Annotated in this window: 22 protein-coding genes; 21 read left to right on the top strand and 1 reads right to left on the bottom strand. The window is 72.5% G+C overall.

Annotation, left to right across the window (positions count from 1 at the left end; all coding sequences use genetic code 11):
• The first annotated feature begins 1 nt into the window (after window position 1).
• The 18 genes from smc (at window position 2) to KHA85_RS05470 (ending at window position 20,400) form a co-directional block, all read left to right on the top strand.
• On the top strand, window positions 2-3,568 hold the full coding sequence (gene smc, locus KHA85_RS05555) for a chromosome segregation protein SMC (RefSeq protein ID WP_213185067.1): 3,567 nt from the start codon (window positions 2-4) through the stop codon (window positions 3,566-3,568).
• A 238-nt stretch (window positions 3,569-3,806) separates the two neighbouring features.
• Window positions 3,807-5,288, top strand: a complete 1,482-nt coding sequence (gene ftsY, locus KHA85_RS05550; protein ID WP_213185066.1) for a signal recognition particle-docking protein FtsY — start codon at window positions 3,807-3,809, stop codon at window positions 5,286-5,288.
• Window positions 5,289-5,525: 237 nt separating this feature from the next.
• Window positions 5,526-6,821, top strand: a complete 1,296-nt coding sequence (locus tag KHA85_RS05545; RefSeq protein WP_050797242.1) for an ammonium transporter — start codon at window positions 5,526-5,528, stop codon at window positions 6,819-6,821.
• Between the two features lie 27 nt (window positions 6,822-6,848).
• Entirely contained in the window at window positions 6,849-7,187 is a 339-nt protein-coding gene (locus KHA85_RS05540; RefSeq protein ID WP_213185065.1) for a P-II family nitrogen regulator, read from the top strand.
• Between the two features lie 189 nt (window positions 7,188-7,376).
• The gene (locus KHA85_RS05535; RefSeq protein ID WP_213185064.1) at window positions 7,377-9,752 is read left to right on the top strand and encodes a [protein-PII] uridylyltransferase; all 2,376 of its coding nucleotides are present in this window, start codon (window positions 7,377-7,379) and stop codon (window positions 9,750-9,752) included.
• A 64-nt stretch (window positions 9,753-9,816) separates the two neighbouring features.
• The gene (gene ffh, locus KHA85_RS05530) at window positions 9,817-11,424 is read left to right on the top strand and encodes a signal recognition particle protein (protein WP_213185063.1); all 1,608 of its coding nucleotides are present in this window, start codon (window positions 9,817-9,819) and stop codon (window positions 11,422-11,424) included.
• 198 nt (window positions 11,425-11,622) lie between these two features.
• Entirely contained in the window at window positions 11,623-12,120 is a 498-nt protein-coding gene (rpsP, locus tag KHA85_RS05525) for a 30S ribosomal protein S16 (RefSeq protein WP_213185062.1), read from the top strand.
• A 5-nt stretch (window positions 12,121-12,125) separates the two neighbouring features.
• A complete protein-coding gene (locus KHA85_RS05520; protein WP_007632879.1) occupies window positions 12,126-12,368 on the top strand; it encodes an RNA-binding protein in 243 nt (80 codons plus the stop codon).
• A gap of 44 nt (window positions 12,369-12,412) precedes the next feature.
• Window positions 12,413-12,946, top strand: a complete 534-nt coding sequence (gene rimM / locus KHA85_RS05515; protein WP_007632877.1) for a ribosome maturation factor RimM — start codon at window positions 12,413-12,415, stop codon at window positions 12,944-12,946.
• Window positions 12,947-12,981: 35 nt separating this feature from the next.
• Entirely contained in the window at window positions 12,982-13,773 is a 792-nt protein-coding gene (trmD, locus tag KHA85_RS05510; protein WP_043568704.1) for a tRNA (guanosine(37)-N1)-methyltransferase TrmD, read from the top strand.
• A gap of 161 nt (window positions 13,774-13,934) precedes the next feature.
• Window positions 13,935-14,276: a 50S ribosomal protein L19 gene (rplS, locus tag KHA85_RS05505; RefSeq protein WP_007632870.1), complete on the top strand. Its 342-nt coding sequence runs from the start codon at window positions 13,935-13,937 to the stop codon at window positions 14,274-14,276.
• A 62-nt stretch (window positions 14,277-14,338) separates the two neighbouring features.
• Window positions 14,339-15,103, top strand: coding sequence for a signal peptidase I (gene lepB, locus KHA85_RS05500; protein WP_070722800.1), 765 nt, complete (start codon window positions 14,339-14,341; stop codon window positions 15,101-15,103).
• The gene (locus KHA85_RS05495) at window positions 15,100-15,807 is read left to right on the top strand and encodes a ribonuclease HII (protein ID WP_007632863.1); all 708 of its coding nucleotides are present in this window, start codon (window positions 15,100-15,102) and stop codon (window positions 15,805-15,807) included. The genes lepB and KHA85_RS05495 overlap by 4 nt, the downstream gene beginning before the upstream one ends.
• Window positions 15,804-16,109 carry a DUF2469 domain-containing protein gene (locus KHA85_RS05490; protein ID WP_007632861.1) on the top strand — a complete coding sequence of 102 codons (306 nt, stop codon included), beginning with the start codon at window positions 15,804-15,806 and terminating at the stop codon, window positions 16,107-16,109. The genes KHA85_RS05495 and KHA85_RS05490 overlap by 4 nt, the downstream gene beginning before the upstream one ends.
• Window positions 16,110-16,251: 142 nt before the next feature.
• Window positions 16,252-16,647: a YraN family protein gene (locus KHA85_RS05485; RefSeq protein ID WP_070722803.1), complete on the top strand. Its 396-nt coding sequence runs from the start codon at window positions 16,252-16,254 to the stop codon at window positions 16,645-16,647.
• A gap of 2 nt (window positions 16,648-16,649) precedes the next feature.
• Window positions 16,650-18,167 (top strand): YifB family Mg chelatase-like AAA ATPase, encoded by a 1,518-nt coding sequence (locus tag KHA85_RS05480; RefSeq protein WP_070722804.1) that lies wholly within the window; start codon window positions 16,650-16,652, stop codon window positions 18,165-18,167.
• Window positions 18,167-19,372, top strand: a complete 1,206-nt coding sequence (gene dprA / locus KHA85_RS05475) for a DNA-processing protein DprA (RefSeq protein WP_213185061.1) — start codon at window positions 18,167-18,169, stop codon at window positions 19,370-19,372. The genes KHA85_RS05480 and dprA overlap by 1 nt, the downstream gene beginning before the upstream one ends.
• 59 nt (window positions 19,373-19,431) lie before the next feature.
• On the top strand, window positions 19,432-20,400 hold the full coding sequence (locus KHA85_RS05470) for a tyrosine recombinase XerC (RefSeq protein WP_213185060.1): 969 nt from the start codon (window positions 19,432-19,434) through the stop codon (window positions 20,398-20,400).
• An 18-nt stretch (window positions 20,401-20,418) separates the two neighbouring features.
• On the opposite strand, the gene KHA85_RS05465 is transcribed toward KHA85_RS05470, so the two are convergent.
• Entirely contained in the window at window positions 20,419-21,075 is a 657-nt protein-coding gene (locus KHA85_RS05465; RefSeq protein ID WP_213185085.1) for a M23 family metallopeptidase, read from the bottom strand.
• Between the two features lie 416 nt (window positions 21,076-21,491).
• Between KHA85_RS05465 and rpsB the strand changes: the two genes are divergently transcribed.
• From rpsB to pyrH, 3 genes are all read left to right on the top strand, one after another.
• Window positions 21,492-22,373: a 30S ribosomal protein S2 gene (gene rpsB, locus KHA85_RS05460; RefSeq protein WP_007626807.1), complete on the top strand. Its 882-nt coding sequence runs from the start codon at window positions 21,492-21,494 to the stop codon at window positions 22,371-22,373.
• Window positions 22,374-22,581: 208 nt separating this feature from the next.
• The gene (tsf, locus tag KHA85_RS05455) at window positions 22,582-23,406 is read left to right on the top strand and encodes a translation elongation factor Ts (protein WP_213185059.1); all 825 of its coding nucleotides are present in this window, start codon (window positions 22,582-22,584) and stop codon (window positions 23,404-23,406) included.
• A gap of 251 nt (window positions 23,407-23,657) precedes the next feature.
• Entirely contained in the window at window positions 23,658-24,383 is a 726-nt protein-coding gene (pyrH, locus tag KHA85_RS05450) for a UMP kinase (protein WP_007626805.1), read from the top strand.
• Window positions 24,384-24,414 lie beyond the last annotated feature (31 nt).

The following is a 24,414-nucleotide window of genomic DNA, read 5'->3' as shown; positions in this document are numbered from 1 at the left end:
CGTGTATCTCAAGTCGTTGACGCTCAAGGGCTTCAAGTCCTTCGCGGCGCCGACGACCCTGAAGTTCGAGCCCGGCATCTGCTGCGTCGTCGGCCCCAACGGCTCGGGCAAGTCCAACGTCGTCGACGCGCTGACCTGGGTCATGGGTGAGCACAGCGCCAAGACCCTGCGCGGCGGGAAGATGCAGGACGTCATCTTCGCCGGCACCGCCGGTAAGCAGCCGCTCGGCCGCGCCGAGGTCACGCTCACCCTGGACAACTCCGACGGCGCCCTGCCGATCGACTACGCCGAGGTCTCCCTGACCCGCCGGATGTTCCGCGACGGCGCCGCGGAGTACGAGATCAACGGCGACCGCGCCCGCCTCATGGACGTGCAGGAACTGCTGTCGGACTCCGGCATCGGGCGCGAGATGCACGTGATCGTCGGCCAGGGCAAGCTCGCCGAGATCCTCGAGTCCAAACCCGAGGAGCGACGCGCGTTCATCGAGGAGGCCGCCGGTATCCTCAAGCATCGCCGCCGCAAGGAGAAGGCGCAGCGCAAACTCGCCGGGATGCAGGGCAACCTCGACCGGCTCACCGACCTCACCACCGAACTGCGACGCCAGCTCAAGCCGCTGGGGCGACAGGCGGAGGTGGCGCGGCGGGCGCAGACCATCCAGGCCGACCTGCGCGACGCGACGTTCCGGCTGGCCGCCGACGACCTCGTCACCCGCCGGCGCGAGCTCGCCGACGCCGAGAGCGTGCGCGCCCGCCTGGCCGACCGGGTCGCCGAGGCGGTCGACCGCCGGGACGAGCTGGCCCGCGCCGCGGCGGAGACCCAGGCCGAGCTCGACAGGCTCACCCCCGAGGCCGACGCCGCCCAGCAGCGGTGGTTCGCCCTGTCGACCCTGGCCGAGCGGGCCCGCGCGACCGCCCGAATCGCGTCCGACCGCGCCCGTTCGCTCGCGGCCGAGGTCGCGGTCCATCACGGCACGGATCCCGACGAGCTCGACCGGCAGGCCGAGCGCGCCGCAGCGCACGAGCAGGACCTCGCGGGCCAGGTGGAGGCCGCCGCCGACCGGGCCCGCCGCGCGACGGAGGCGCTGGGCGCGGCCGAGGCGGCCCTGGCCGAGCTCGAGGCCGAGCACCTTCGGGCGGTCCGTGCGATCGCCGACCGGCGGGAGGGCGTCGCGCGCCTCGCCGGCAAGGTCGAGACGCTCGCCGCGCGCGTGGAGTCGACCGAGGTGGAGATCGCGCGGCTGGACGCCGAGGCAGCCGCCGCCCGCGCCGCCGTGGCCGACGCCGAGGCCGAGTTCGACGCCGTGCACGCCCGGATCGGCGCCCACTCCGAGAGCGAGCGCACCCTCGACGAGCACCTCGGCCGCGCGGAGCGCGCCCACCTGGCCGCCCGGGCGCGACTGGCCGAGCTGCAGCGCCTCGAGCGGGAGGCCGATCAGCGGATCGCGCGGTTGGCCGCGCGCATCGAGACCCTCGAACAGAACAAGGGCGCCGGTGACGGCGCCGACTGGGTCGTGCGGCACCTCGGCGCGGACGCCGTGGCGGGCACGGTGGGGGAGTCGCTCGGCGTGCGCGACGGCTGGGAGCGCGCGATCGGTGTGGCGCTCGGCCCCGCCGTCGACGCGGTGGTCGTGGACGCTCGCGTGGACCGTGGGGAGGTGCTCGCCGCGTTGCGCGAGGCCGACGCCGGTCGGGCGGGGCTCGTGGGCCGCGGAGTACCCGGCGGGGACTACCGGCTCGAGGTGGACCTCGTCGACGGCGCCCGGTGGGCCCTGGACGTGGTGGACGTGCCCGAGGACCTGGTCGCCGCTGTGACCGCCCTGTTGGTGGACGTGGTCGTCGTCGACGACCTGGCCGCCGCCCACGCGCAGGTCGACGCGGACCGGCGCGTGCGCGCGGTGACCCGGGGCGGGGAGCTCGCCGGCGCTGGGTGGACCGTGGGTGGCTCGGCGTCCGGGCGCACGGGTCTGGAGATCCAGTCCGCGATCGACGCCGCGGTCGCCGAACGTGACTCGGTCCGTGCCGAGATCGAGACGACGCGCGCCGAGCTGGCCGGTGCCGAGGCGGAGGACGCCGAGCGCGCCGACCGCTACTCGGAGACCCTCGCCGCGATCGGGGAGTCCGACGCCGCGATCGAGGAGATCTACGCCGAGCTCGCCCGCATCGGACAGCGGAGGCGTCGCGCCGAGGCGGACGTGCGCCGCCTCGAGCAGTCGCGGCGCATCGCCGTGGACAAGCTCGACGCCGCGCGCGCCGAGCACGCCGAGCTGTCCGACCGGCTCGTCCGGGCGGGTGACGACGACGACGAAGTCAGGCCGCCCGAGGACGACGGTCGGGTCGCGGCGCAGGCGGAGGTGGCGGCAGCCCGGGCCGCCGAACTGGAGGCGAGGCTCGCGCACCGCTCCGCCGAGGAGCGGGCCGCCGGCGTCCGCGGGAAGGCGGCGTCCCTGCGGCGGGCCGCCCAGGCCGAGCGCGAGTCCCGTGCCCGCGCGGCCCGGGCGGCGGCCGAGCGCCGACGGGGCGCCGAGGTCGCCGGCGTGGTGGAGGAGCTCGGCGCGCGGCTGCTGGCCCGCCTCGACGAGCTCATCACGGCCGCCTCGGCAGAACGCGACCGGCTGGCGGCCGCGCGCGCGGAGGCGAGTGCCCGGGCCACCGCCCTGCGAGGTGATCTCACAGCGGCGGAGTCGGAGGTCTCACGCCTGGGGGACGCCGCCCACCGCGACGAGATCGTCCGCGCCCAGCTCGAGGTCAAGGTCTCGGAGCTCGAGGCGGCGGTGCTCGAGCGTCACGGGATCGAGCCGGAGGCGCTGGTCGCCGAGTACGGGCCCGACGTCGATCTGCCGCCGTCCGCGCTGGAGATGTCGGAGTACGAGGCGGCCCGCGAGCGCGGCGAGGACGTCACCCCGCCGCCGCCCATGCCGTTCGTGCGGTCCGAGCAGGAGCGGCGCCTCAGGCGAGCCGAGAAGGACCTGGCCACGCTCGGCAAGGTCAATCCGCTCGCATTGGAGGAGTTCGCCGCGCTCGAGGAGCGCTACGCGTTCCTGTCGGCCCAGCTCGACGACGTCAAGAAGGCCCGCGCGGACCTCGAGGGCGTGATCGACGACGTCGACGACCGGATCGAGCAGATCTTCACCGAGGCGTGGATCGACGTCGAACGTGAGTTCCGCGACGTCTTCTCGGTGCTGTTCCCGGGCGGCGAGGGCCGGCTGGTGCTCACCGAGCCCGACGACATGCTCGCCACCGGCATCGAGGTGGAGGCGCGGCCGCCCGGGAAGAAGGTCAAGCGGCTCTCGCTGCTGTCCGGCGGCGAGAAGTCGCTGACGGCGGTGGCGATGCTGGTGGCGATCTTCAAGGCCCGACCCAGCCCCTTCTATGTGATGGACGAGGTCGAGGCCGCGCTCGACGACACCAACCTGCGGCGGCTCATCGGGCTGTTCGAGCAGCTGCGGGAGACCAGCCAGCTCATCGTGATCACCCACCAGAAGCCGACCATGGACGTCGCCGACGTGCTCTACGGCGTCTCCATGCAGGGCGACGGGATCTCCAAAGTCATCTCGCAACGCATGCGCTGACCGGGGCGTCAGGCCCCCGCTCCGCCGGACGCGACCCGCGGCCGGTGTGGACGAGCAGAAGATCCGCGACTACGAGCGAGGGATCGGTGAACTCGACGACACCGAGGTGCAGGCCCTCACCGTGCAGACCCTCACCGACGCCCCCGAGTAAGTCAGGATGATCGACCGATGGGACAGCGAGGGCGGCCCGGTCGGGGAGGACGACGTCTGACGGACGCCCTCGGCCATACTGGGCACCGTGACTACCACCACCTGGATCATCATCGCCGTCGCCGCGGTGCTGCTGCTGGCCGTCATCGCTCTGGTCGTGGGCCTGCAGCTGCGCAAGAAGCGGCAGATCTCCCTGACCAAGGCCGAGGAACGCAAGGAGCTCACCCGCGAGGAGCGGTCCGGCAACTACCAGGCCGGGACGGGGTTCTCCTTCGCACAGGGCGGCGGAGTGGCCGCGCCCGCCAAGGAGCCGATCCCCAGGGAGGAGCCCCGTTCCGCTGCCGCGCCGCCCGCCGCGCCACCCGCGACGCCGACCGACGCACGGCCGGACGCCCCTGCCGCACCGGAGACCCCGACGCCGTCCGAGCCGTCGCCCGCGCCCGGGCGCGACGTCGACGCCGGACCCGAGATCCCTGTCGTCGAGCCGGATGTCGAACCCGGTCCGAGCGCGGACACCGAGGTCGTCGAGCCCGCCCCGGTCGAGCCGGTGGTCGTGCCGCCCGAGGTACCCTCCGACGAGATCCCGGCGCCCACCACCGAGGTCATCACCGGGACCCCCGAGCCGGTCGCACCGGTCGAGCGCATCGATCCGGCCACCGGCCGACTCGACCGCCTCCGGGGCCGGCTCGCCCGCTCGCAGAACACCGTGGGCCAGGGGCTCCTCGGCCTCCTCGGCGCGGGCGACCTCGACGAGGACGCCTGGGAGGAGATCGAGGACACCCTCATCATGGCCGACCTCGGGGCCACCACGACCCAGCGCGTGGTGGACCGGCTGCGGGAGGAGATCGCGACCCGCCAGGTCCGCACCGAGGCCGAGGTGCGGGACCTGCTCCGGCAGACCCTCATCGACAACCTCCACCCCGAGTACGACCGATCGCTCCGTGCGCTGCCGAACGACGGGACGCCGGCCGTCCTCCTCGTCGTCGGCGTCAACGGCACCGGCAAGACCACCACGACCGGCAAGCTCGCCCGCGTCCTCGTGGCCGACGGCCGCGCCATCCTCCTCGGCGCCGCGGACACGTTCCGCGCCGCCGCGGCGGACCAGCTCCAGACCTGGGCGGAGCGCGTCGGCGCCGAGGTCGTGCGCGGCAAGGAGGGCGCCGATCCCGCCTCGGTCGCCTTCGACGCGGTGAGGCGTGGCGTCGAGACCGGCGTGGACGCCGTGCTCGTCGACACCGCGGGCCGCCTCCACACCAAGGCCGGCCTCATGGACGAGCTCGGCAAGGTCAAGCGGGTCGTCGAGAAGAAGACCCCCGTCGACGAGGTGCTGCTCGTGATCGACGCGACCACCGGGCAGAACGGCCTCATGCAGGCCCGCGTGTTCAAGGAGGTCGTCGACATCACGGGCGTCGTCCTGACCAAGCTCGACGGCACCGCCAAGGGCGGGATCGTCTTCCAGGTCCAGCACGAGCTCGGCGTGCCGGTGAAGCTCGTCGGACTGGGGGAGGGCGCCGACGACCTGGCGCCGTTCACCCCCGAGGCGTTCGTGGACGCCCTGCTCGGGACGTAGGCCCGGGGCGGCGGGCCGCGATACACAACCGGAACCGGGGCCCGCCGCGTGTAACCGTCAGGAAACACACGCGGACATCCACCGCAACACGGCAGCGGAAACCTCTACAGGCGACCGGGGAGCGAGAAGACGCTCACCACGCGATGAAACGAGGAGGACCGCACCGTGATAGGTGACAGTGTCGCGTTGCTCGCCCAGGAGGCGACGCCGGAGTTCGATACGGGAGACACGGCCTGGATGCTCATGGCGGCATCCCTGGTCCTGCTCATGACGCCAGCCCTGGCGCTCTTCTACGGCGGTATGTCCCGGCAGAAGTCGGTACTCAACATGATGATGATGTCGTTCGGCACCATGGGGCTGGTCGGCGTCGTCTACCTGCTGTGGGGCTGGTCGATGTCCTACGGCAGCCAGTCCGTGGCCGGACTGTTCGCCAACCCCTTCGAGATGTTCGGACTGTCCGGGGTGATCGGGGACGCGAGCGGCTGGATGATGTCCGGCTCGGGCGCCTACCCGGCGGTCGTCGACGTCGCCTTCCAGGTGACGTTCGCGATCATCACCGTGGCGCTCATCTCCGGGGCGATCGCCGAGCGCGTCCGGTTCGGCACCTGGCTCGCGTTCGCCGGGGTGTGGGTCACCCTCGCGTACTTCCCGCTCGCCCACATGGTGTGGGGCGGGGGACTGCTCTCCCACTCCGACAGTGGTCTGGCCGCCATGATCTTCGGGACGGTCGACGACGGCGAGGGCGGTCTGACCGCCGCCGTGGGCCCGGTCGACTTCGCCGGTGGAACCGTCGTGCACATCAACGCCGGCATGGCCGCCCTGGTGCTCGTCCTGCTCATCGGCAAGCGGCTCGACTTCGGTCGCACCGCCTTCCGCCCGCACAGCCTGCCCCTGGTCATGCTCGGCGCCGCGCTGCTGTGGTTCGGCTGGTTCGGGTTCAACGCCGGCTCCGCTTTCGGTGCCAACGGCACGGCCGGCCTGGCCTGGGTCAACACCACCGCCGCCACCGCCGCCGCGATGCTGGGCTGGCTCCTTGCCGAGCGTATCCGCGACGGGCACGCCACCAGCCTCGGCGCGGCCTCCGGCGTCGTCGCCGGACTGGTCGCCATCACCCCCGCCGCGGGGTCGGTCCACCCGCTCGGTGCCATCGCTCTCGGCGCGATCGCGGGTGTGCTGTCCGCCCTCGCCGTGGGACTCAAGCACCGCTTCGGCTACGACGACGCGCTCGACGTGGTGGGCGTCCACCTGGTCGCCGGCCTGTGGGGCACGATCGCGATCGGGCTGTTCGCCACCGGCACCTTTGACACCGCCCCCGGGATCTTCTACTCCGGCGAGGGATGGAAGCTCCTCGTGGTCCAGATCGTGATCGCCGTCGCGGCGCTCGTGTTCACCGCGGTGATGACCGCGATCGCCTGGGCGATCTGCCGCCCCCTCGGGTGGCGGATCGACAAGTCCGACGAGCAGGCCGGCATCGACGGCGCCCAGCACGCGGAGACCGCGTACGAGCCCTCCACCAGCGCGCTCATCCGCTGACCCGACCACCTCGAAAGGAACCACGACATGAAGCTCGTGACCGCGATCGTCAAGCCGTTCACGCTCGACGACGTCAAGGCCGCCCTCGAGCAGGCCGGCATCCACGGACTGACCATCAGCGAGGTCCAGGGCTACGGCCGCCAGAAAGGCCACACCGAGGTCTACCGCGGCGCCGAGTACGCCGTCGACTTCGTCCCGAAGATCCGGGTCGAGGTGGTGGTCGACGACGACACCGCCGGGACGGTCGTGCAGCTGATCGTCGATGCGGCCCGCACCGGCAAGATCGGCGACGGCAAGGTCTGGGTGACCGCCGTCGATAGCATCGTCCGTGTCCGCACGGGCGAGGAGGGCGTCGACGCCATCTGAGCGGCCCCGCCCGTTCACCCACGCACACCCCGCTTCCGCGCGCGGGTCGTCCCCGACGGGGACGGCCCGCGCGCGCTCGTGCGCGCCTGCTCCGTGCGGGGCCGTTCACAGAAGCGAAACACGCCCGCCCCGGCGGGGTGACACGGGCGCGGGACTCTGGATCCGACGGACGTGGGGAAGGGGAGAGGGATGACAGCGACGGCTGACGGCGAACGTGCCACGGCACTGCGGGCCGGACGCGCACGGATCCTCTCCGCGCGACGCGAGGATCTACCGGCCGCGGCGCTACGGGCCGCCCTCTGCGAGCTCTACGAGATGGAGTTGGCGAGGCTCGCCGAGGAGGCCGGCGTCGACCCGGGCTCCGGATTCGCCCTCATCGCGTTCGGCGGACTCGGTCGCAGGGAGGTCCTGCCACATTCCGACCTCGACCTGGTGCTCGTGCACGAGCGCCGCACCGACCGCGACGTGAGCGAGCTCGCCGACGCGCTGTGGTACCCGCTATGGGACTCCGGGGTCGGCCTCGACCACAGCGTCCGCACGGTCGACCAGTGCCTGGCCGTCGCCGCGGCTGACGTCTCGGTGGGCCTGAGCCTGCTCGACGCGCGGGTGATCGCCGGCGACGCGGATCTCGGTGCTCTGGTCGTCGACGGTGCCCGCCGCCAGTGGCGTGACCAGATCGCCTCCCGCTTCGACGACCTCGTCGCCGCGGCCGCGGCCAGGCGCCACCGCGCCGGCGTCATCGCCCACCGCAGCGAGCCGGATCTCAAGAACGGTGTCGGGGGGCTGCGCGACGCACAGCTCGTCACCGCCCTGGCGCTGGCGCACCTCAGCGACGGCCGGCCGGTGGTGCCCGGGGGGATGGCCGCCGCGCACCGGCTCGTGCTCGACGCCCGCACCGAGCTGCACCGGGTCGCCGGACGAGCCCGCGAGGTGCTACACGCGGAGTACGGCGACGAGGTCGGCCGTGCCCTCGGACTCGGTGACCGGTTCGACCTCGCCCGTGCCCTCAGCGACGCCTCCCGCACGATCGCGTTCACCGCTGACCAGGCGATCCGCGGATCGTGCGCCACCCTGTCGACGCGGGGACTCACCGGGCTGCTGAGGCGGTCCCCGGTCCGCCGGCCGCTGGACGACGGCGTGGTCGAGCACGCGGGCGAGGTGGCGCTGGCCCGTGGCGCGCGCGTCGAGGAGGAGCCCTGGCTACCCCTGCGCGTGGCGGCCGCCGCCGCGCGCTTCTCCCTCCCTGTGGCGGGGTCCACCCTCGGCGTCCTGGCCGAGCGCAGCCCCGCCCCCGACGGCCGCTGGCCCGCGGAGGCGCTGTCCGACCTGCTGGTCCTGCTGGGCTCTGGGGAGGCGCAGATCCCCGTTCACGAGGCCCTCGACCGTTGCGGACTGTGGGAACGCCTGCTGCCGGAGTGGTCCGGCGTGCGGGACCTGCCCGCCCGCGAACGCACGCACGTCTACACCGTCGACAGGCACCTCGTGCAGACGGCGGTCGAGGCGTCGCGGCTCACCACCTCGGTCGCGCGGGCCGACCTCCTGCTGCTCGCGGCGCTCCTCCACGACCTCGGCAAGAGCCGCGTGGGCGACCACAGCGAGAACGGCGCGGTGATGATCCGGCCGATCGCCGAGAGGATGGGGTTGAGCGTGCGCGACACCCAGACCCTGGAACGACTGGTCCGACACCACCTCCTCCTCGCGAGGACCGCCGCACGCCGCGACCCCTCCGACCCGGAGACCGCCCAGTTCGTCCTCGATACCCTGGACTGGGACACGGTCGCGCTGGACGTGTTGGCCGCGCTCACCGAGGCCGACTCGATCGCCACCGGACCGACCGTGTGGTCGGCGGGACGGGCCGGCGTGCACACGGCGCTCGTCGCGGCGTGCCGCGCCCAGGTGGGACCCCGCCCGGCCGCCGTCGAGGCCCCGACGGTGCGGGCGTCGAGACGGCACGGTCCCCCCGACGTCGTCGTCGACCTCCGTGCGGCGGGCACGGGCACCACACACGAGGTCACCCTCGTGGCCCCCGGTGCCGGAAGGTCATTGGCGGTGGCCGCGGAGGTACTCGCCGCCCACCGATTGGAGATCGTCGACGCGGAGATCGACCTGCGGCCGCCCGGGGGTATGCGCGCGAGGATGACCGTCTCCACGCGGTTCGGCGACCCGGTGGACGCCCGCGTGCTCCGGCAGGACCTGCGACGGTCGATCGACGCCGGCCTGCCGGGATCGCTGCGCGCGGCCCTCTCTCGGGGCGAGGCCCTGCCCATCGGTCCCCCGCGGGCCAGATCCTCGGTCCTCGTCGGGCACCGCTCCGACGCGGACGGCGTGATGATGGAGGTCCGCGCCGAGGACCGACCCGGGCTGTTCGCCCGGATCGTCTCCGCGATCCTGCAGACGGGCGCCCGGATCGACTGGGTGGTGGTCCGCACCAGGGGTGCCGCGGTCGAGGACGTGTTCGCCCTCTCCGGCCCGGGTGCGGTCCTCAGCACGGCCGGTCAGGTCGAGTCACTGCTGCCGGGACACGAGCCCGCGACGCCCGTCGTCGCGCGTGCCGATACCCTGTGATCAGTCGTCGCCGACGACGCCGGGACGCGCGCGCTCCCGGGACGCGAACCAGGGAGCTGTTGCCGTGTTCGAATCCTTGTCCGACCGTCTCACAGGGGCGCTCAAGGACCTGCGCGGAAAAGGTCGGCTGAGCGACGCCGACATCGACGCGACGGCCCGCGAGATCCGACTCGCGCTGCTCGAGGCCGACGTCGCACTGCCGGTCGTGCGCGCCTTCATCTCCCGGGTCAAGGAACGGGCCAAGGGCGCCGAGGTCTCCGAGGCGCTCAACCCCGCCCAGCAGGTCGTCAAGATCGTCGACGCCGAGCTCACCGCCATCCTCGGTGGCGAGGCCCGCCGGATCGAGTTCGCCAAGCAACCACCGACGGTGATCATGCTGGCCGGCCTCCAGGGTGCGGGTAAGACCACGCTGGCGGGAAAGCTCGCGTACTGGCTCAAGGGCCAGGGGCACACGCCGCTGTTGGTGGCGTGCGACCTCCAACGCCCGGGCGCGGTCGACCAGCTACGCATCGTCGGTGAGCGCGCCGGAGTACAGACCTTCGCCCCACACCCCGGCACCTCGGTCGGCGGGGACGGCGCGGAAATCGGCGTCCAGGAGCCGGTGTCCGTGGCGCAGCGCGGGCTGGCCCACGCACGCGCCAAGATGCACGACGTAGTGATCGTCGACACCGCCGGCCGCCTCGGCATCGACGAGGAGATGATGGCCCAGGCCCGCGGCATCCGCGACGCCGTCCAGCCGCACGAGACCTTCTTCGTCCTGGACGCCATGATCGGTCAGGACGCGGTGGTCACCGCCGAGGCGTTCCGCGAGGGCGTGGGCTTCACCGGCGTCGTGCTCACCAAGCTCGACGGCGACGCGCGCGGCGGCGCCGCGCTGAGCGTCCGCGAACTCACGGGCACCCCGATCATGTTCGCGTCGGACGGCGAGAAGCTCGAGGACTTCGACGTCTTCCACCCGGAGCGCATGTCGAGCCGGATCCTCGGCATGGGCGACGTCCTGTCGCTCATCGAGCAGGCCGAGACGGTCTTCGACGCCAAGGAGGCCGAGAAGACCGCCGCCAAGATCGGCTCGGGCGAGCTCACGCTCGAGGACTTCCTCGACCAGATGATGATGATCCGCAAGATGGGTCCCATCGGGAACCTGCTCGGCATGCTGCCCGGCGGCAAGGACATGAAGGCCGCCGTCGGCGACATCGACGAGAAGCACCTCGACCGCATCCAGGCGATCATCCGCGGCATGACCCCTGAGGAACGTGCCGATCCCAAGATCATCAACGGTTCCCGCCGCCAACGCATCGCCAACGGCTCGGGCGTCACCGTCACCGACGTCAACCAGCTCGTCGACCGGTTCTTCGAGGCCCGCAAGATGATGAGCCGGATGGCCGGCCAGATGGGGATGCCCGGGGCCGGGCGCAAGAACCAGCGCAAGGGCAAGAAGGGCAAGGGGAAGGGCAAGGGGCGCGGCCCCACGCCGCCGAAGAACCGCGGCATGATGCCCGGTATGCCGGGGATGCCTGGGATGCCTGGGATGCCGGGGATGCCGCCCGGTGGGATGCCGGGCATGCCGCCCGGGGGCATGCCGGACCTGTCCCAGATGCCGCCGGGCCTGGACCAGCTCCCGCCCGGCCTCGAGGGCATCGATCTGGACAACCTCAAGTTCCCCAAGCGGTGACCCGACGGCCCGTGTGCGCCGATTGGTGCGCGCGGGCCGCGCGTGTCTAGACTGGACCGCTGGACGCCGTCACCGGTGGGTCCCCACGCGGGGGTCCGGGCCGAACGGCGGTCACCCGGAAGGCGAAACCGGACCCCGCGAGCAGCGCGGGCGTCGCTGAATCGCCATGTGACCCACTACAGGAAGTGAGACGCGCTCATGGCCGTCAAGATCAAGCTCACCCGACTCGGCAAGATCCGCAACCCGCAGTACCGGGTCGTCGTCGCCGACGCCCGTACCCGCCGCGACGGTCGCTCCATCGAGACCATCGGCCTCTACCGCCCGAAGGAGGAGCCGAGCTTCATCCAGATCGACTCCGACCGGGCCCAGTACTGGCTCGGCGTGGGCGCCCAGCCGACCGAGGCCGTCGAGCAGCTGCTCAAGATCACGGGCGACTGGCAGAAGTTCAAGGGCATCGAGGGCGCCGAGGGCACCCTGCGCGCCCCGGAGGCCAAGCCCTCCAAGCTGGACCTGTTCAACAAGGCGCTCGAGGAGGCCCAGGGCGAGCCGTCCGCCGAGGCCATCACCGCCAAGCGCAAGGCCGACAAGGCGAAGAAGGCCGAAGAGGCCAAGAAGGCCGAGCAGGAGGCCGCCGCGTCGACCGACTCCGCCGAGGGTGAGGCCGCGTCGGCTGACGCCGAGACCGCCGAGGCCTGAGACAGATGAACGACATGGTCGTCGACGCCGTCGACCACCTCGTCCGCGGCATCGTGTCGGATCCCGACGCCGTGTCCGTCCGGTCGAGTGGTGGTCGGCGCGGCACCGTGATCCGGGTGGCGGTCGCGCCCGAGGATCTCGGCCGTGTCATCGGGCGGGGCGGTCGAACCGCGTCCGCCATCCGGACGATCGTCTCCGCCGTCGGGGGAGAGGGCATCCGGGTCGACGTGGTCGACACCGACCGCTGATCCCCCCCCCCGTACGCGCCGACAACCGGAGGACCTGACACACCATGGAGCTCGTCGTGGGCCGCGTCGTCAAATCGCACGGCGTCCGCGGCGAGCTCGTGGTGGAGGTCCGTACCGACTCGCCCGAGGAGCGCTTCGCCCCCGGCGCGCGGCTCACCGGCCGCGTCGGCAAGGGGGACCGCGCCACCGACCGTGACGTCACAGTGGAAGCCGCCCGGAGCCATTCCGGGCGGCTTCTCGTGCGCCTGGCCGGTGTATCCGACCGCGACACGGCCGACGCGCTGCGCGGCATGCTCCTGCTGGTCGACTCCGCCGAGCTCCCCGATCCAGAGGACCCGGACGAGTACCACGATCACCAGCTCGTCGGGCTCCGGGTCCTCGACACCTCGGGCGCACCGCTCGGCGAGGTCACCGAGATCGTCCACACCCCCGCCGGTGAGCTCCTCGGGATCCGACTGACCGACGGTGCCGACGCGCTCGTGCCCTTCGTCACCGAGATGGTCCCCGAGGTGGACGTCCCCGGTGGGACGTGCGTCATCGACCCACCGGAGGGGCTGCTCGACCTGGGCACGTCGTGACCGGGCCCGCCGCCGAGGAGCGGCGCGGGCCGATCATGCGTCTCGACGTCGTCACCGTTTTCCCCGATTACCTTGCGCCGCTCCGGCTCGCCCTCCTCGGTCGCGCCGTCGACCGGGGCATTATCGAGGTCGGCGTCCACGATCTGCGCGCCTGGACCCACGACGTGCACAAATCCGTCGACGACACCCCGTTCGGCGGCGGGCCGGGGATGGTGATGCGGCCGACGGTGTGGGGCGACGCGCTCGACGACCTAGTTCCCCAGACCGACACCGGGCTGACGACCGGGCCGGCCGCCTCGGATCCGGACTCCCGGCCCCTGCTGATCGTCCCGACCCCCGCCGGGCGGCCCTTCTCCCAGTCCGACGCCCACAGGTACGCCCGCCGCCGTCGGATCGTGTTCGCGTGCGGCCGCTACGAGGGCATCGATCAGCGCGTGGTCGACGAGGCCTCCGAGCGCATGGACGTCGAAGAGGTCAGCATCGGGGACTACGTCCTGATCGGAGGCGAGGTAGCCGTCCTCGTCATCGCGGAGGCCGTGGTACGCCTCCTGCCCGGTGTGCTGGGGAACCGGCGTAGTCACGAGGAGGATTCCTTCTCCGACGGTCTCCTCGAGGGACCGAGCTACACCCGCCCCGAGATATGGCGCGACCGCCCGGTGCCCGACGTCCTCAAGAGCGGCGATCACGCGAGGATCGCACGCTGGCGCCGCGACGAATCGCTGCGGCGGACCGCGGAGAGGCGCCCGGACCTCCTGGGCGGGGCCCCGCTCAGCGCCGCCGACCTGCAGACCCTGGCCGAGCTGGGCTGGGAACCGCCAGAGGGTTGATTTGGACCACCCCCGGCGGGGATGGCACACTAGCGAGGTTGACCTTTCGGGCGCACGCGCGCCCGGGGACGGTCGCGCTGATCCGGGGCACGAACCGGTCGACCCGCCTGACGGCGGGCGCCAGGGTCCTCTGTCCTCATTCCTGACATGCAAGGAACACAATGAACACTCTCGACTTCATCGACAATAAGTCCCTCCGGGACGACATCCCGGAGTTCCGTGCCGGCGACACGCTCGACGTGCACGTCAAGGTCATCGAGGGCTCCAAGGAGCGCATCCAGGTCTTCAAGGGCGTCGTGATCCGTCGCCAGGGCGGCGGCGTCCGCGAGACCTTCACCGTCCGCAAGGTCTCGTTCGGCGTCGGCGTCGAGCGCACGTTCCCCGTGCACTCGCCCAACATCGACCGCATCGACGTGCTCGTGCGTGGCGACGTCCGCCGCGCCAAGCTCTACTACCTGCGTGAGCTCCGCGGCAAGGCCGCGAAGATCAAGGAGAAGCGCTGAGCGCATAGAGCGCGTCGGACTCGACCGCCGTCAGCGGTGCGGGATCGACTACGCTCATCCGGGTGAGCAGCACCGACACGCCCGGACACGACACCGCCGAGCCGGGACCCCGTGATCACGGGGCCCCGGCTCGCGGCGTCGAGAAGAAGGGCCAGCCCTGGTACATCGAGATCCCGCTGCTGGTGGTGATCGCCCTGGCTCTGGTGTTCGTCTTCCAGACCTTCGTCGGTCGCGTCTATCAGATCCCGTCCGAGTCCATGGAACCCACGTTGCACGGCTGCGCGGGCTGCACGGGCGACCGGATCTTCGTCGACAAGATCAGCTACCGGTTCGGTGATCCCCGGCCCGGCGACGTGGTCGTCTTCGAGGGGCCCGAGTCGTGGAACGAGGGGTACCAGTCCATCCGGTCGGACAACCCCGTCATCCGCACCCTCCAGAACATCGGCGGCGTGATCGGCATCGTCCCGCCCGACCAGAACGACATGGTCAAGCGCGTGATCGCGGTGGGCGGGCAGACCGTGGGGGGATGTGCGCCGGACGGGTCGCTCCTCGTCGACGGCAAACCGCTGGACGAGCCCTACCTCAACGAGGACCCGTCGCCCGCCCGTAACCCGTTGAACTGCGCGTTCGGTCCCGTCACCGTTCCGGAGGGCAACTACTGGGTGATGGGCGACAACCGCGGCAACTCCGCGGACTCCCGCTTCCATATGGGAGACGAACACCAGGGCACGGTGCCGGCGGAGAACATCATCGGCAAGGTGCAGGCGATCATCCTCCCGTTCGACCGGATCGGGACGGTCTCCTCGCCGGACATCAGCGCGGGGTGACCCGGGCACGTCCCGAGCGGTCGCGACGGCACCGCCTGCTGCCCACCCGGGCGCGGGTGACCCGCAGGGACGGCCGGCTCGCGCTGGAGGCCGCGCTCACCCGACGGGGGCTGGGTCCCGTCGCGGGCGTCGACGAGGCCGGCCGCGGTTCCTGTGCGGGACCGCTCGTCGTGGCGGCGTGTGTGCTCGGTGACCGCCTCCACCCGGAACTCGCGGACCTGGACGACTCCAAGAAGCTCACCGCCGCGGCCCGCGACCGGCTCCACGACGCGGTCCTGCGGCGCGCGAGGGCTGTCTCGGTCGTCGTGATCGAACCGGATCGGATCGATGCGCGGGGAATCCACCGCTGCAACATCGAGGGGATGCGCCGGGCGGTCGCCGCCCTGGACCCGCGACCCGGGTTCGTCCTGACGGACGGGTTCGCGGTCGACGGTCTCGGGTGTCAGTCCACGGCGGTGATCGGGGGTGACGCGGTGGTCGCATCCATCGCCGCCGCGAGTGTCCTCGCGAAGGTCACGCGCGATCGGATTATGGTGGACCTCGACTCGCGGTATCCGGGCTACGGCTTCGCCGCCCACAAGGGGTACAGCACCACGGGTCACGCCAGGGCGATCGAGCAGCTCGGTCCCAGCGACATCCATCGGATGTCGTACGCCAACGTCCGTCGCGCCGCGCAGGCGCATTCGAGGAGCAGCACGAGATGAGCGCCGAGGATCTGGAGAACTACGAGACCGAGATGGAGCTCTCGCTGTACCGCGAGTACCGCGACATCGTGGGTCAGTTCACCTACGTCGTCGAGACGGAGCGGCGCTTCTACCTCGCCAACGCCGTCGAGTTGATCCCGCGGTCCGCCGACGGGGAGGTGTACTTCGACGTACGCATGTCCGACGCGTGGGTGTGGGACATGTACCGACCTGCTCGTTTCGTCAAGTACGTGCGCGTCCTGACGTTCAAGGACGTCAATATCGAGGAACTCGACAAGCCCGAGCTGCGCCTGCCGGAGTAGTCTTCGGCCCCGGTTCTCCACAGCCCGATCCGCCTCCACAGGAGGCTCCCGGCCCGGTCCGCGACCAGCGGATCGGGCCGTCGTCGTCCGGAAGGGTGTGCCCCGGCGGACCCGGACGGGCCGGGCCGCCGGGAGGACGGCGATGACAGGGGACGGGGCGGGACGCGCCAGGGGCGGCGCGGACCAGCGGGTGCGGACGGGTCGGATCGGGGAGGAACACGCGGCGGGCCTGCTGGAGGCCCGCGGTGCGGTGGTGATCAGCCGGAACTGGCGGTGTCCGGTCGGAGAACTCGACCTGGTGGTCCTGGACTCCGCGGGCAGACTGCGCTTCGTCGAGGTGAGGACCCGCACCGGTAAAGATTTCGGCAGCCCGGCCGAGTCCGTGACGGGGAAGAAGCGCCGGCGCCTGCGCCTGCTGGCCGCCCATTGGCTGGCCGAGCACCCGGGTCGCTGGCGTCAGGTGTGCTTCGACGTGGTCGGGGTGGATCTGGCCGATCGCTCGCGCCCCCGGCTCGAGTTGTTCGAGGACGTGTTCTAGCCGTGGCGCTCGGGCGGACGTGGGCGGTGACCCTGCACGGGGTGGGCGGTCAGATCGTCGAGGTCGAGGCGGACGTGGGCCGCGGGCTGCCGGGGGTGAGCATCGTGGGGCTGCCGGATTCGGCGGTCCTGCAGGCCCGGGAGCGGATTCGGGCGGCGGTGATCAACAGCGGACTGTCGTGGCCAGTGGGCAAGGTCGTCTTGTCCCTGTCGCCGGCGGGTCTGCCCAAGCGGGGCTCCGGTTTCGACCTGGCGCTCGCGGTGGGGACCCTCACCGCGTCCGGGGAGCTGCCCGCGTCCTGCTTCGACGGCACGCTGCTGGTGGGTGAGCTCGCCCTGGACGGGCGGGTCCGTGCGGTCCGTGGGGTCCTTCCCGCGGTGCTCGCCGCCCGGGACGCCGGGCTGCCCCGGGCCATCGTCCCGACCGCCAACCTCGCGGAGGCCCGGCTGGTGCGCGGAATCGACTCCGCGGGCGTGGACTCGCTGGCGATGCTCGGGGTGTGGAGCCGTGGTGGCGGGGCGCTGGTGTCGGACGCGCCGGCCGCGCGTGCCGTGGGCGGGCGGCCCCGCGAGGACCTCGCCGAGGTGCACGGCCAGGACGACTGCCGTCGGGCGGTGGAGATCGCGGCCGCCGGCGGGCACGCCCTTCTCCTCCGCGGGGCGCCGGGGACAGGCAAGACGATGCTGGCGCGTCGACTGCCCGGCCTCCTGCCGGATCTGGGGGAGTGCGAGGCGCTCGAGGCCACGGCCGTCCACTCGGTGATGGGCAAGCTCGCCCCGAGGGATCCGCTGCTGCGTCGGCCGCCGTTCGTCGCCCCGCACCACTCGGCCTCGGTGGCCTCGTTGGTGGGGGGCGGGAACAACGTCGCGCGTCCGGGGGCGGTGACGCTCGCGCACCGTGGGGTGTTGTTCCTCGACGAGTGCGCCGAGTTCCCCGCCCGCGTGCTCGACAGCCTGCGCACCCCTCTGGAGGACGGGGAGGTGAGGATCGCCCGCCGGGACGGTATCTCGGTCTATCCCGCGCGATTCCAGTTGGTGATGGCCGCCAACGACTGCCCGTGTGGCAGCGCGCGACCGGACGCGTGCACCTGCACGCCGGACGCGCGGCGGAGGTACGGCCGCTCGCTGACGGGCCCACTGCGGGACCGCATCGATATCGCGGCCCGCACCCTGCCGATCGGATCGGGTCTGTTCGCGGTCGGGGAGGTGGAGGACACGGCCGCGGTACGCGCCAGGGTGGCCGCGGCGCGCGCGGCAGCCGCCGAGAGGTGGGCGGGGTGCCCGGACGCGGCGGGCGCCCGGTCCAATGCCGAGGTACCCGGGCGCGTGTTGCGCTCGGTGTGGGGGCTCGATCGGAGCGCGGTGCAGCCGCTCGACCGCGCGCTCGCCCACGGGGTGCTGTCCGCGCGGGGCGTCGATCGATGCCTGCGCCTGGCGTGGACGGTCGCCGACCTGGACGGGGCGACCGTGCCGCGTGAGCCCCATGTGGCCGAGGCGTTGATGCTGCGAGGAGAGGACTGATGTCGGTGGGCGAGCAAGAGGCCGTGGCGGTGCCGTGGGACGTCCGCGAGGCGTACGCGTATCTGGGAGCGGTCACCGAAAGACCGACCGCGCAGGTGTGGGACCTGGTCGACTCGGTCGGTCCGGTCGCCGCGCGGGACCTCATCCGGGCCGGGCGGGCGGGCGAGACGCTGAACGCCCAGGCCGAGTCCCGTCGCGAGCACGTGGACGGGGCGGCCCTGCTCGACTCGGCCGCGACCGTGGGTGCCCGCCTGGTGGTGCCGGGCGACCCGGGCTGGCCGGGATACGCGCTCGCGCCACTCGACCGGCCACGCGGGCGTCGCCGGGACGGCGCGGGCGGGGTGCCCACCGCGTTGCGCCCACTCGGGTTGTGGTGGCGGGGGCCGGCCGAGCCGGCGACGGCTCTGGGCAGGTCGGTTGCGGTGGTGGGCACCCGGGCGCCCACGCCGTACGGCCGGACGGTGGCCGCGGATCTGAGCGCCGGGGCCGCGGCGGAGGGGTTCACCGTGGTCTCGGGAGGCGCGTTCGGCATCGACGCGGCCGCGCACCGCGCCGTGCTCGGGGTGCGCGGCCCGACGATCGCGGTCCTGGCCGGGGGCGTCGACCGTCTGTACCCGCGCGGCAACGACGGCCTGCTCCGTGAGGTCGCGGAGACAGGCGCGGTCATCTCCGCGCAGCCGCCGGGGACCGGGGTGACGCGGTACCGGTTCCTCGACCGCAACCGCATCATCGCGGCGTTGACGAGCGCGACGGTGGTGGTCGAGGCGGCGGCCCGCAGCGGTGCGCTGAGCACGGCGGCGTGGGCGGCGGCCCTCGACCGGCCGGTCGGTGCCGTACCGGGTCCGGTCACCTCGGTCGCGTCGGTCGGATGCCATCTCCTCCTCCGGGACCGTGGGGCGGTGCTGATCGGGCGCACGGCGGACGTGGTCGAGCTGGCCGGCGAGATGGGGGAGACGGCGCCGCCGCCGGCCGGGGAGGCCACGTCGTGGGATGGGATGGACGACGTGACGCGGCGGATCCTCGAGGCGCTCCCGACCTCCGGAGGGGCCGCTCCCGCGGAGGTCGCCAGGTCGGCCGGGATCGCGCCGACCACGGTGCGGGCCGTACTCGGCCGGCTGATGTCGACGGGCGCGGCCGTGCGCGGCCCGGGGGGCTGGCGCAGATCCGGCGACGGCGGGACGCAGCTCAGCCTGCCGGTGTCCTGAGGCGGGGCCCGGTTCCGGATGGTTGCGTGCCCGTCGAAGGACCGCAACAATCGGTGTCCATGGGACAGACGCGCACTCGTGAGGACGATGGGAACGCGCTGTCCGACCACCTCGAGGAGGTGCTCGACGACTACGTCGAGCACCTCCTCACCGGCAGGTCTCGCTCCGAGGCGACCGCCCGGTCCTATCGATCGGACGTCCGCGGACTGCTCGGCCACCTCGCGGCGGGCGACGGCGGGCCCACCACCGGCCCGGAGCTCGGAGCCGCGCTGACCCTGCCCGCCCTGCGGGGCTGGCTCGCCGCCCAGGTGGCCGCCGGAGCCGCGCGGTCGACCGTCGCACGCCGGGTCGCGGCGGCGCGCTCGTTCAGCACGTGGGCGGCGCGCACCGGGCTGCTCCCGACCGACGTCGCGGCCAGACTGGAGGCTCCGCGCGCCCGACGGCACCTGCCCGAGGTCCTCGACGCCGCCCAGGCGGGCGAGACCATCCGGACGAGCGAACTCGGCGCGGCCGAGGGCGACCCCCTCGCCGTCCGCGACCGCCTCGTGGTGGAGCTGCTGTACTCGTGCGGCATCCGGGTGGCCGAACTGTGCGGCCTCGACGTCGACGACGTCGACGCGGAACGGCGACTCCTCCGCGTGATCGGCAAGGGCGACCGCGAGCGTGCCGTCCCGTACGGGGCGCCCGCCGACCGGGCACTGCGCGCCTGGCTCGACACCGGCCGACCGGCCCTGACGAACGCCCGCTCGGGGCCGGCCCTCCTTCTGGGTGCCCGCGGCGGACGCCTGGACCCTCGGGCGGCCCGCAGGATCGTCAACGAGGTCAGCGAGGCCACGCCGGGCGCGCCCCGCGTCTCGCCCCACGCGCTGCGCCACAGTTCGGCCACGCACCTGCTCGAGGGCGGCGCGGACCTGCGACACGTCCAGGAGCTGCTCGGGCACTCCACGCCGGCGACCACCCAGATCTACACGCACGTATCGGCCGAGCGCCTCCGCGCCGCCTACCGCGGAGCCCATCCCCGCGCCTGATCGGGCCGCCGCCGCTTCTCAGCCGACGCCGTCGCCGGGCAGTGTGGGCTTGAGACGTATCGGACGATGGGTGGCGGCCAACAGCGCGAGCGGATCGACGTAGTCGTCGTCGTCACCGGACGGGCCTCCCGAGGCCACCCGCGCGCCCCAGTGCAGACACGCCACCACCGAACACCCGGGGTGGCCGGCGAGGAGTCGGCCGATCCGCGCACCCGCGGCGACGACGTCCCCGGCGCTCACCTCGGCGGCGACCGGTTCGTACGTCGTGCGCAGCCCGCCGCCGTGGTCGATCGACACCACCGGCCGCCCGGCCACGGCGCCTGCGAAGGACACCGTCCCGTCGGCGGGGGAGAGGACGGGTGAGTACGGCTCCGCGGCCAGGTCGACCCCGCGGTGGCCGGGTAACCACCGCCGCGCCGGAGGGTCGAACGGGGTGACCACCGACAGCGGGCCCGGCACGGGGCCGACCATCGCCGGACGTGGACCGACCGACACGGCGCCCGCGGACGTCACCGAGGCGGAGGGCACCGAGGCGGAAGGCCCCGAGGCGGGCGGCACGGAGGCGGGCGGAGCGGCGGAGGCGAGGGGCACGACGACGAGGACGACGACGAGCGCCGCGGTCACGACGCCGGCGGGCGCCCCGTCGCGTCCACCCCGTCCGCGGGACCTGATCATCGCCACGCCACGAGTGCACCGCACCGGCCCGCCCACCGCCAGGGGCGGCGCGCCGGTTGTGGACAGGGTGGACGACCATCCCCAGGGTCAGGCGACCGGTGGCGAGAGGCCCGCCTTGGCTGTGCGAGGCCGAGGGGATATGCTCTCCCGTGCGGTCGACTCTCGTCGATCGACTTCGCGTGTCCTGCGGCGACCCGGTCAACGGCGCCGCATCCGGGCCCCGGGGCTGCAGAAGAGCCCCGGCCTTCCCGGACGTCGGACCAGCAGGTGCCCCCGTATACAGGGGGTCCGGCCCGGCGCGGACACCAGGGCCCGCCGCCGCCCGGCGAGTGGGCACAACCCGATACGTACCAGAAAGCGAGGACGAGGGCCTCGCGGTCCGGCTGCTTTCAAGCCGGACGAGCCCTCAACCCATCATGGCAGTCATCTCCATGAAGCAGCTGCTCGACGCAGGCGCCCACTTCGGCCACCAGACCCGCCGCTGGAACCCGAAGATGCGTCGGTTCATCTTCACCGACCGCAACGGCATCTACATCATCGATCTGCAGCAGACCCTGACGTACATCGACCAGGCGTACGAGTTCGTCAAGGAGACCGTCGCCCACGGCGGCACCGTCCTGTTCGTCGGCACCAAGAAGCAGGCCCAGGAGGCCATCGCCGAGGAGGCCGCCAAGGTCGGGATGCCGTACGTCAACCAGCGTTGGCTGGGTGGCATGCTCACCAACTTCCAGACCGTGCACCAGCGGCTCCTGCGGCTCAAGGAGCTCGAGTCGATGGAGCAGACGGGTGGATTCGAGGGTCGCACCAAGAAGGAGATCCTCATGCTCACGCGCGAGAAGAACAAGCTCGAGCGCACGCTCGGCGGTATGCGTGACATGAGTAAGGTCCCCTCCGTGGTGTGGGTCGTCGACACCAACAAGGAGCACATCGCCGTCGGCGAGGCGCGCAAGCTCAACATCCCGGTCGTCGCGCTGCTCGACACCAACTGTGACCCGGATGTCGTCGATTACCCGATCCCGGCGAACGACGACGCCATCCGTTCGGTCACCGTGCTGACCCGCGTCATCGCCTCCGCCGTCGCCGAGGGACTGAAGGCCCGCTCGCAGGCCGGCAAGGCCACCGGCGAGGAGGCCGAGCCGCTCGCCGAGTGGGAGACCGAGCAGCTCGACCAGGTCACCGGTGGCGCCGCCACCGAGGGCACCGAGGGTCCCGCCGCGGACGTCACGGGCACCGAGTCGCCCGCCGCCGAGGCCCCCGCGGCCGAGGTCCCCGCCGAGGCCCCGGCCACCGAGGCCTGATCCGCACCTCCAGCTCGAGCGCCATCGGGCCCGGCCGCCCACGATCCCCAGGGGATCTTCCGGGGGCCGGGCCCGAGGTGTCTTGAGGCGGTGGGCGGCCGTCCCCGGACGCCCCGGCGTCTAGGGTGGAGACGATCGCGCCCGCCGACCGACTCTTCAACACCTTTCCCGACACATCACGAACCCCTTTAAGGAGGGTCGCCCCACAATGGCGAACTACACCGCTGCCGACGTCAAGCGTCTGCGTGAGCTCACCGGCTCCGGGATGATGGACTGCAAGAAGGCCCTGGAGGAGACCGACGGCGACTTCGACAAGGCCGTCGAGGTCCTACGCATCAAGGGTGCCAAGGACGTGGGTAAGCGCGCCGAGCGCACCACAGCCGAGGGCCTGGTCGCCATCAAGGACGGCGTCATGATCGAGCTCAACTCCGAGACCGACTTCGTCGCCAAGAGCGCCGAGTTCATCGCGCTCGCCGACAAGATCGTCGACGTGGCCGCCTCGCAGGGCATCTCGGACCTCGACGCCCTCAACGCCGCCGAGCTCGACGGTGCCACCGTCGCCGACGCCGTCGTGTCGTTCTCCGCCAAGTCCGGCGAGAAGCTGGTCCTGCGCCGCGTGGGCAAGCTCGACGGCCCGGTCGCCGTCTACCTGCACAAGCGCTCCTCCGACCTGCCGCCCGCCGTCGGCGTCATGGTCGCCTACTCGGGTGAGGGCGAGGCCGCCGAGTCCGCCGCCCGCGCCGCCGCGATGCAGATCGCCGCGCTCAAGGCCCAGTACGTCTCCCGCGACGACGTCCCCGCCGACATCGTCGCCAAGGAGCGCGAGATCGCCGAGGCCACCGCCCGCGAGGAGGGCAAGCCGGAGCAGGCCCTCCCGAAGATCGTCGAGGGTCGCCTCAACGGCTTCTTCAAGGACGTCTGCCTCCTCGACCAGCCGTCGGTCACCGACAGCAAGAAGACCGTCGGTGCCCTGCTCGACGAGGCCGGCGCGAAGGTCTCGGCCTTCCTGCGCTTCGAGGTCGGCCAGGCCTGATCCGACCCGGACCCGTCACCAGGGGTCCCACACGACGGCGGCACCCGGGGGAATCCCGGGTGCCGCCGTCGGCGTCTGTCGGCGGTCTGCAGACCCGGGTGTCCCCGCGTCCGGCGGGCTGCGGTGTGGCGGCAGGGGCGATAGGGCAGAATGAACGCGGTCCCACCATGGGCCGCACGCCACCCCGACGACACCCCGTCGGGGGCGTTGACGCGCGACACGGGCTCGATCCGCCCGGGACGAGGAGAACGATGACCGACCCGCGGGACGGCTACAGGCGAGTGATGCTCAAGCTGGGCGGCGAGATGTTCGGCGGCGGCGGCGTGGGTATCGACCCGGATGTGGTCCAGTCGGTCGCCCGTCAGATTGCCGAGGTGTCCCGCACGGGGGCGCAGATCGCGATCGTGATCGGGGGCGGGAACTTCTTCCGCGGCGCCCAGCTGCAGCAGCGTGGCCTCGACCGCGCCCGCAGCGATTACATGGGGATGCTGGGCACCGTGATGAACTGCCTCGCCCTCCAGGATTTCCTCGAGCAGGAGGGTGTCTCCACGCGCGTCCAGACCGCCATCCACATGGGGCAGGTCGCCGAGCCGTACATCCCGCTGCGCGCCGAGCGGCACCTGGAGAAGGGGCGCGTCGTGATCTTCGGAGCCGGCATGGGCATGCCCTACTTCTCGACCGACACCACCGCGGCGCAGCGCGCGCTGGAGATCAAGGCCGACGTGCTGCTGATGGCCAAGGCCGTCGACGGAGTGTACTCGGACGATCCGCGCACGAACCCCGATGCCGAGCTGTTCACCCGCATCGAGCACCGCGAGTGCCTCGAACGCGGGTTGAAGGTGGCCGACGCCACCGCGTTCAGCCTCTGCATGGACAACAACATGCCCATCCTGGTCTTCAACCTCCTCACCGAGGGCAACATCGCTCGCGCCGTGGCCGGTGAGCAGATAGGGACCCTGGTCAGCAGCTCTGACTGAAGCAGCTCTGACTGGAGCAGCTCTGACCGGA

The organism is Dietzia massiliensis (assembly GCF_018390595.1).
Taxonomy (GTDB): domain Bacteria; phylum Actinomycetota; class Actinomycetes; order Mycobacteriales; family Mycobacteriaceae; genus Dietzia; species Dietzia massiliensis.
This window is presented reverse-complemented; position numbering and strand designations above follow the sequence as displayed.